The following is a 6,338-nucleotide window of genomic DNA, read 5'->3' as shown; positions in this document are numbered from 1 at the left end:
CCCCGGGCCGGGAACCGGACCGACGGCGCAGCAGCCACCAGCCGCCGGCCACCAGGGTGCCCAGGCCCAGCACCGACCCCAGCGGCACGTGGCTGAGCCGCAGACCCGCATCCACCACCAGCCCCCCGCCCACGGCGAGGGCAGCCATCGGCCAGATGCGGGACGGCAACGGCAGCGTCAAGGGGGCAGCAGGAAGTGCTGCATCTTTAGCTCAAAGCGACACAGCCCGCCCAGCCCGAAGCCCAATAGCGTGGTCGACAGTTGGATCCGACCCGTGTCGAGCCCCGCCGCGGTCCACGCCCCTGGCGACAACCGCCTGGCGGTGCGCCGGGTGCTGCTGGCCGCCGTGGCCGTGAACCTCGGTCTCACGCTGGTCAAGCTGCTGGTGGCCCTGTGGAGCGGTTCGCTGGCGGTGCTGGCCGATGCCATGCACAGCGCCACCGACGGCTTCTCGAGCCTGATGAGCCTGCTCACCAGCACCCTCTCGGATCCCAGGCCCGACCGGGACCATCCCTACGGGCACCAGAAGTTCCAGGCGCTCGGTTCGCTGGCGATCGCCGTTTTCATCTGCATCACCGTCTTCGAGATCCTGCAGAGGGCCGTGGGACGCATCCAGTCGGGGCTGTTCCCCCTGCAGCTGGGCTGGCGGGAGTGGCTGCTGCTGCTGCTGGTGCTGGGCTTCAACCTCGCCCTGACCTGGGCCGAGCGGGCCGAGGGCCGCCGGCTGGGCAGTCCGCTGCTGAGGGCCGATGCCTCTCAGAGCAGAGGTGACGTCTGGAGCACAGTGGTGGTGCTGGCGGGGCTGGGCGCTGCCGTGGGGCTGGGGATCGGCTGGCTCGACGTGGTGCTGGCCATTCCCCTGTGCCTCCTGCTGGTGCGGCTCTGCTGGCGTGTGCTCCAGGCCAATCTGCCCCTGCTGGTGGATCAGATCGCCATCGCTCCGGAAGCCATCCACGCCGTGGCGATGGACGTGCCGGGGGTGCTCAACTGCCACGACATCGCCAGCCGCGGGGTGGTGGGGCAGCAGGTGTTCATCGACATGCACATGGTGGTGGAGGCCGACGATCTGCCCACCGCCCACCGCATCACCGAACTGGTGGAGGAGCATCTGGAGAACCGCTTCGGACCGGTGCGCTGCACGATTCACCTGGAGCCGCGCGAATACGCCAGTGCCGCGATCACCTTCCGGGGCGCCCATGGCTGAACCTCTCCCCTGGCTGAGCGAGCGGCAGCGCGGCCAGCTGCGCACCTGGCTCGACGAGCTGCGGCGGGCTCCGGGCTGGAGTGGCCATCTGCCCGTGGCGCTGCTGGACCGCTGCTGGCTCCGGTTGCGATCCGTCCCGGTCGCCGCGCTGGCCGCCCGGCTGCCGCCGGACACCTCGGCCGATGCCCCGGAGCTGACGCGCTACCGGCAACTGATCGCCCGGGGTTTGCCCGGCTTGACGGCCCAGCAGCTGTGCTGGGAGGAATTCGGCAGCGCCAGCTGCCAGCTGGCCCAGCAGCGCTTCTGGCAGTGCCAGGAGCGGGGCAACCACGGCTGGACCCTGGCCCGCTATCTCGAGTTGGTGCAGGCCTACCGCGAAAGGATGGAGTCGGATGCGCCGCGGGAGCTGCCGCTGCTGGTGCTCGCCCGGCCCGGCAGCGACGACGCGCACCAGCTGCACTGGCTTCAGCCCCTGGGCCTGTCCATGCGCCACACTTGCGCCTGATTCAGGCTGCGGCAATGGCCGACGACATCACCAGCGACACCAGCACGTCCAGGGGTGGCTTCCAGGGGGGGCCGGGGCGCGAGGCAACCGCCATTCAGCCCCCAACCGTGAAGCCGGCGGCCGCGAACCGGGGGGCTTCCGGATCCGCCTGAGCGACAACGAGATGCGCGCGGCCCGGGCCGTTCAGGAGGCCTTCCGGCTGCGTTCCACCGTGGCCGCCCTGGGCTTCTCGATCCGCACCATCGCCCAGCTGCTGGAGGAGGGCAAGCTCGACGCTCTGGTGGCCGAGCAGCGCAGCCAGGCCGGCAGCCGCCCCGATCGCGCTCGCGGTGAGCGGCGCACCGAGCGGCCCGGCGGAGCGCGCATCGATCCCTTCGCCAGGCCCAGCCGGCCGGCACCGCCGCTGCCCGAGACTCCGGTAGACGCGGCAGCCGAGGAGCAGCCCGCAGCCGACACGCCGCTGACCGACGCTGCCGCCGAGGAAGCCAGCGACGAAGCCAGCGAGGCCTGATCGGCATGGCACGGGCAAGGGTGCTCTCCGGCGTACAGCCCACAGGCGCCCTGCACCTGGGCAACTGGCTGGGTGCCATCCGCAACTGGGTTGACCTGCAGGAGAGCCACGACACCTTCTTCTGTGTGGTCGACCTGCACGCCATCACGGTGCCGCACCGGCCGGAGCAGCTGGCCGATGACACCCTCACCACGGCGGCGCTCTACCTGGCCTGCGGCATCGACCCGGCCCGCTCCACCGTCTTCGTGCAGAGCCAGGTGCCGGCCCACTGCGAGCTGGCCTGGCTGCTCAACTGCGTCACGCCGCTGAACTGGCTGGAGCGGATGATCCAGTTCAAGGAGAAGGCGGTGAAGCAGGGCGACCAGGTGTCGGTGGGCCTGCTCGATTACCCCGTGCTGATGGCCGCCGACATCCTTCTCTATGACGCCGATCGGGTACCGGTGGGAGAAGACCAGAAGCAGCACCTGGAACTGGCGCGCGACATCGCCCAGCAACGCATCAATGCCCGCTTCGCCTCCAGGGATGCCGCGGGCGAACCGGTGCCGATCCTGAAGGTGCCGGAGCCGCTGATCCTGCCGGAGGGGGCACGGGTGATGAGTCTCACCGACGGCAGCAGCAAGATGAGCAAGAGCGACCCGCACGAGGTTCCCGGATCAGCCTGCTGGATCCCCCGGAGCTGATCGCCCGCAAGATCAAGCGGGCCAAGACCGACCCCACGATGGGCCTGGAGTTCGGCAACCCCGAGCGCCCGGAAGCCGACAACCTGCTTGGGCTCTACGCGATTCTCAGCGGCAGGGGCCGAGAGGCTGTGGCCGCTGAATGCAGCGCCATGGGCTGGGGTCAGTTCAAGCCGCTGCTGGCCGAAGCCGCGGTGGAGGCGCTGCGGCCGGTGCAGGAGCGCTACCGGGAGTGGCGTTCCGATCCCGCCGCTCTGCTGCAGGTGCTGGAGACGGGTCGCAGCAGGCCACGGCCGTGGCCGATGCCACGCTGGAGCGGGTTCGCCAGGCGCTGGGATTCCTGCCGGCAGGCAGTGCACGGCAGCCCGGAGCCGCCACCTGAAACTTAACAATCCATTCGGGATTGATCAGCGGGGCTGATCGGTTAAAGCGAGCTTCGGCCGGTCCACTCCGGCGACGGCGGCAACGCTGCGGCGCGCAGGCCAGCCAGGCTCTCACAGCCGTCTCAGCCGCGACGCAGCTCGAAAAGAGCTTTGCAAGCATGGTGAGTCGCATTTGTCCAGAGCGGTCTGCCGGGGGGTGGCTGGTCCGGGGTGGGAGTCAGCAAGGTCTTGGCAATCTCACTGACCCCACGACGGTTTGCTGTTTCTGCGCCACTGCCTGCGTCGGCCTCGGCTCCGCCTCACCCTGCGGCCTGCCTGGCCCTGATGGCCTCGGTTCCATACCCCGCCGGCGGTCAGGCCGTCGGCCAGGAGCTGATCCAGCCGGAAGCCGCCCAGGGCAACGCGCGCTATGCACTCTCGGATCAGCGCCGCGCCCTGCTGGAGACGATCCGCTACGCCGAAGGCACCTGGAGAAACGGCAGCAGCGACGGCTACCGCACCCTCTACGGCGGCAGCCTGTTCCAGGGGCTGGCCCGTCATCCCGAGATCACGGTGCGCCGCCGCTACACCAGTGCGGCGGCGGGCGCCTATCAGTTCCTGCCGGGCACCTGGCGGGAGGTGGCCGGACAGCTCCGACTGCGAAGTTTCGAGCCGTCCAACCAGGATCAGGCGGCGCTGCATCTGATCGAGCGCCGCGGCGCCCTCAAGCTCTTCGATCGCCAGGGCCTCAACCGCGAGGTGGTGGCACGCCTGGCACCGGAATGGGCCTCCCTGCCGACCCTCCGGGGCAGCAGTCACTACGGCCAGCCCGTGAAGGATTACGCGGAGCTGGAACGGTTCTATGGGCAGGCGCTGCGGCGTCACGCCCTGAGCTAGGCAGGCCGGGATCCAGCTCAGAGGCGCCGCTGAGGCGGCCAGGGCAGCGGCGGCAGCTCGACACCGCTGCGGCGCAGTCGGGCCGACAGTGACCACACCCGCAGCACGAGCTGATGCCACGGGGCCATGGTCTCCATCGCCAGCGCCATCGGCGCGGGCGTGGCATCACGCAGGGCGACGGCGGCGCGCAGCTCACGGCTGGCCTGCTGCAGCGCATCGCCCAGCTCCTGCCGCTGTTCCGGGCGCATCACCCCATCGGGGCAGAGCTCGAGCAGAAGCTGACCACGCTCGAACCAGAGGCTGAAATCCTCGAGCAGGGAGCCCAGCAGGTGCTCCAGCAATGCGGCATCCGCATCCGGCCGTGGCAGCTCAGCAGCCATGCAGGCAGCCTAGAAGCGCTGCGTAGGATCGGTTTTCGCCTCCACACCCCGCCAGTGCCCGCCTCCGCCCCCGCGACCGAACCCGCTCCGGTGGACGGTGGTGCGGCGACCACCGCCGGCGCCGAGCTGGCGCCGATCCAGCTCCCCAGAACCAGCGAGAGCGAGCAGCTGCTGCGCATCCGCCACTCGATGAGCCACGTGATGGCGATGGCGGTGCAGAAGCTCTTCCCCAGGGCCCAGGTGACCATCGGCCCCTGGACCGAGAGCGGCTTCTACTACGACTTCGACAGCCCCGATCCCTTCACCGAGGCCGACCTCAAGGCCATCAAGAAGGAGATGATCCGGATCATCAACAAGAAGCTTCCCCTCGAGCGGATCGAGGTGAGCCGCGGCGAGGCCGAACGCCGCATCAAGGCCCAGAACGAGCCCTACAAGCTCGAGATCCTGGCGGGCATCCAGGAACCGATCACCCTCTACACCCTCGGGGAGGAGTGGTGGGACCTCTGCGCCGGGCCCCATGTGGCCAACACCGGCGAGCTCAACGCCAAGGCGTTCGAGCTGGAGAGCGTGGCCGGGGCCTACTGGCGCGGCGACGAAAACAACGCCCAGCTGCAGCGCATCTACGGCACCGCCTGGGAGACCCCGGAGCAGCTGGCCGAATACCAGCGCCGCAAGCAGGAAGCCCTGCGGCGTGACCACCGCCGCCTCGGCACCGATCTGGATCTCTTCTCGATCGAAGTCGAGGCCGGCGCNGGCCTGGTGTTCTGGCACCCCCGCGNCGCCCGCATGCGCCTGCTGATCGAGAACCTCTGGCGGGAGCTGCACTTCAAGGCCGGCTACGAGCTGCTCTATACGCCCCACGTGGCCGACATCAGCCTCTGGAAAACCTCCGGCCACCTCGACTTCTACAGCGAATCGATGTTCGGGCCGATGCAGGTGGATGAGCGGGAATACCAGCTCAAGCCGATGAACTGCCCGTTCCACGTGCTCACCTACGCATCCGCCCTGCGCAGCTACCGGGAGCTGCCGATCCGCTGGGCCGAGCTGGGCACCGTGTACCGCTACGAGCGCCCGGGAGTGATGCACGGCCTGATGCGGGTGCGAGGCTTCACCCAGGACGACGCCCACGTGTTCTGCCTGCCGGAGCAGATCACCGAGGAGATCCTGGCGATCCTCGATCTCACCGAGCAGATTCTCTCGGCCTTCGACTTCCGCAGCTACGAAATCAACCTCTCCACCCGCCCGGAGAAATCGATCGGCGACGACGCCGTGTGGGAACTGGCCACCCAGGGCCTGATCGAGGCCCTGGACCGCAAGGGCTGGGCCTACAAGGTGGATGAAGGCGGCGGCGCCTTCTACGGTCCCAAGATCGACCTCAAGATCGAGGACGCGATCGGCAGGATGTGGCAGTGCTCCACGATCCAGCTCGACTTCAACCTGCCCGAGCGCTTCGCTCTTGAGTATGTGGCGGCTGACGGCACACGCCAGCGGCCGATCATGATCCACCGCGCCATCTTCGGCTCGCTGGAGCGGTTCTTCGGGATCATGACCGAGAACTACGCCGGCGATTTCCCCTTCTGGCTGGCTCCCGAGCAGATCCGGCTGCTGCCGGTGACCGATGAGGTGCGCCCCTATGCCGCCGAGGTGCTGGCCCGGCTCAAGACCGCCGGCGTGCGCGCCACGGTGGATGGCTCCGGCGATCGTCTCGGCAAGCTGATCCGCACCGGTGAGCAGATGAAGATCCCGCTGCTCGGCGTGATCGGTGCGAAGGAGGCCGAAACGGGCTGCGTCAGCCTCCGCNG

Annotated in this window: 6 protein-coding genes and 1 pseudogene; 6 read left to right on the top strand and 1 reads right to left on the bottom strand. The window is 69.1% G+C overall.

Translation table 11 applies throughout. From position 1 onward, the window contains the following. Nucleotides 1–274: 274 nt before the first annotated feature. From SYNGFB01_RS11775 to SYNGFB01_RS11755, 5 genes and pseudogenes are all read left to right on the top strand, one after another. The gene (locus SYNGFB01_RS11775) at nt 275–1,204 is read left to right on the top strand and encodes a cation diffusion facilitator family transporter (RefSeq protein WP_048018189.1); all 930 of its coding nucleotides are present in this window, start codon (nt 275–277) and stop codon (nt 1,202–1,204) included. After that, on the top strand, nt 1,197–1,709 hold the full coding sequence (locus tag SYNGFB01_RS11770; protein WP_048018188.1) for a hypothetical protein: 513 nt from the start codon (nt 1,197–1,199) through the stop codon (nt 1,707–1,709). The genes SYNGFB01_RS11775 and SYNGFB01_RS11770 overlap by 8 nt, the downstream gene beginning before the upstream one ends. Nucleotides 1,710–1,872: 163 nt before the next feature. Then, a complete protein-coding gene (locus SYNGFB01_RS11765) occupies nt 1,873–2,220 on the top strand; it encodes a hypothetical protein (RefSeq protein WP_200900110.1) in 348 nt (115 codons plus the stop codon). 5 nt (nt 2,221–2,225) lie between these two features. Beyond that, nucleotides 2,226–3,279 (top strand): annotated as a pseudogene (gene trpS / locus SYNGFB01_RS11760) (tryptophan--tRNA ligase). Between the two features lie 325 nt (nt 3,280–3,604). After that, complete coding sequence (locus tag SYNGFB01_RS11755) at nt 3,605–4,156, top strand: glycoside hydrolase family 104 protein (RefSeq protein WP_048018187.1); 552 nt, start codon at nt 3,605–3,607, stop codon at nt 4,154–4,156. Nucleotides 4,157–4,173: 17 nt separating this feature from the next. Here SYNGFB01_RS11755 and SYNGFB01_RS11750 read toward each other — a convergent pair whose 3' ends face one another. Beyond that, on the bottom strand, nt 4,174–4,536 hold the full coding sequence (locus tag SYNGFB01_RS11750) for a DUF2605 family protein (protein WP_048018186.1): 363 nt from the start codon (nt 4,534–4,536) through the stop codon (nt 4,174–4,176). Nucleotides 4,537–4,725: 189 nt separating this feature from the next. Between SYNGFB01_RS11750 and thrS the strand changes: the two genes are divergently transcribed. After that, nucleotides 4,726–6,338, top strand: a 1,613-nt coding sequence (gene thrS, locus SYNGFB01_RS11745; RefSeq protein WP_235300144.1) for a threonine--tRNA ligase, incomplete at its 3' end; no start/stop codon positions are given.

This window comes from Synechococcus sp. GFB01 (assembly GCF_001039265.1).
Taxonomy (GTDB): domain Bacteria; phylum Cyanobacteriota; class Cyanobacteriia; order PCC-6307; family Cyanobiaceae; genus NIES-981.
This window is presented reverse-complemented; position numbering and strand designations above follow the sequence as displayed.

Coding starts and splice junctions, on each gene's coding strand:
- SYNGFB01_RS11765 (WP_200900110.1), top strand. CDS start 1,873: ATGCGCGCGGCCCGGGCCGTTCAGGAGGCCTTCCGGCTGCGTTCCACC.
- SYNGFB01_RS11755 (WP_048018187.1), top strand. CDS start 3,605: ATGGCCTCGGTTCCATACCCCGCCGGCGGTCAGGCCGTCGGCCAGGAG.
- SYNGFB01_RS11750 (WP_048018186.1), bottom strand. CDS start 4,536: ATGGCTGCTGAGCTGCCACGGCCGGATGCGGATGCCGCATTGCTGGAG.
- SYNGFB01_RS11770 (WP_048018188.1), top strand. CDS start 1,197: ATGGCTGAACCTCTCCCCTGGCTGAGCGAGCGGCAGCGCGGCCAGCTG.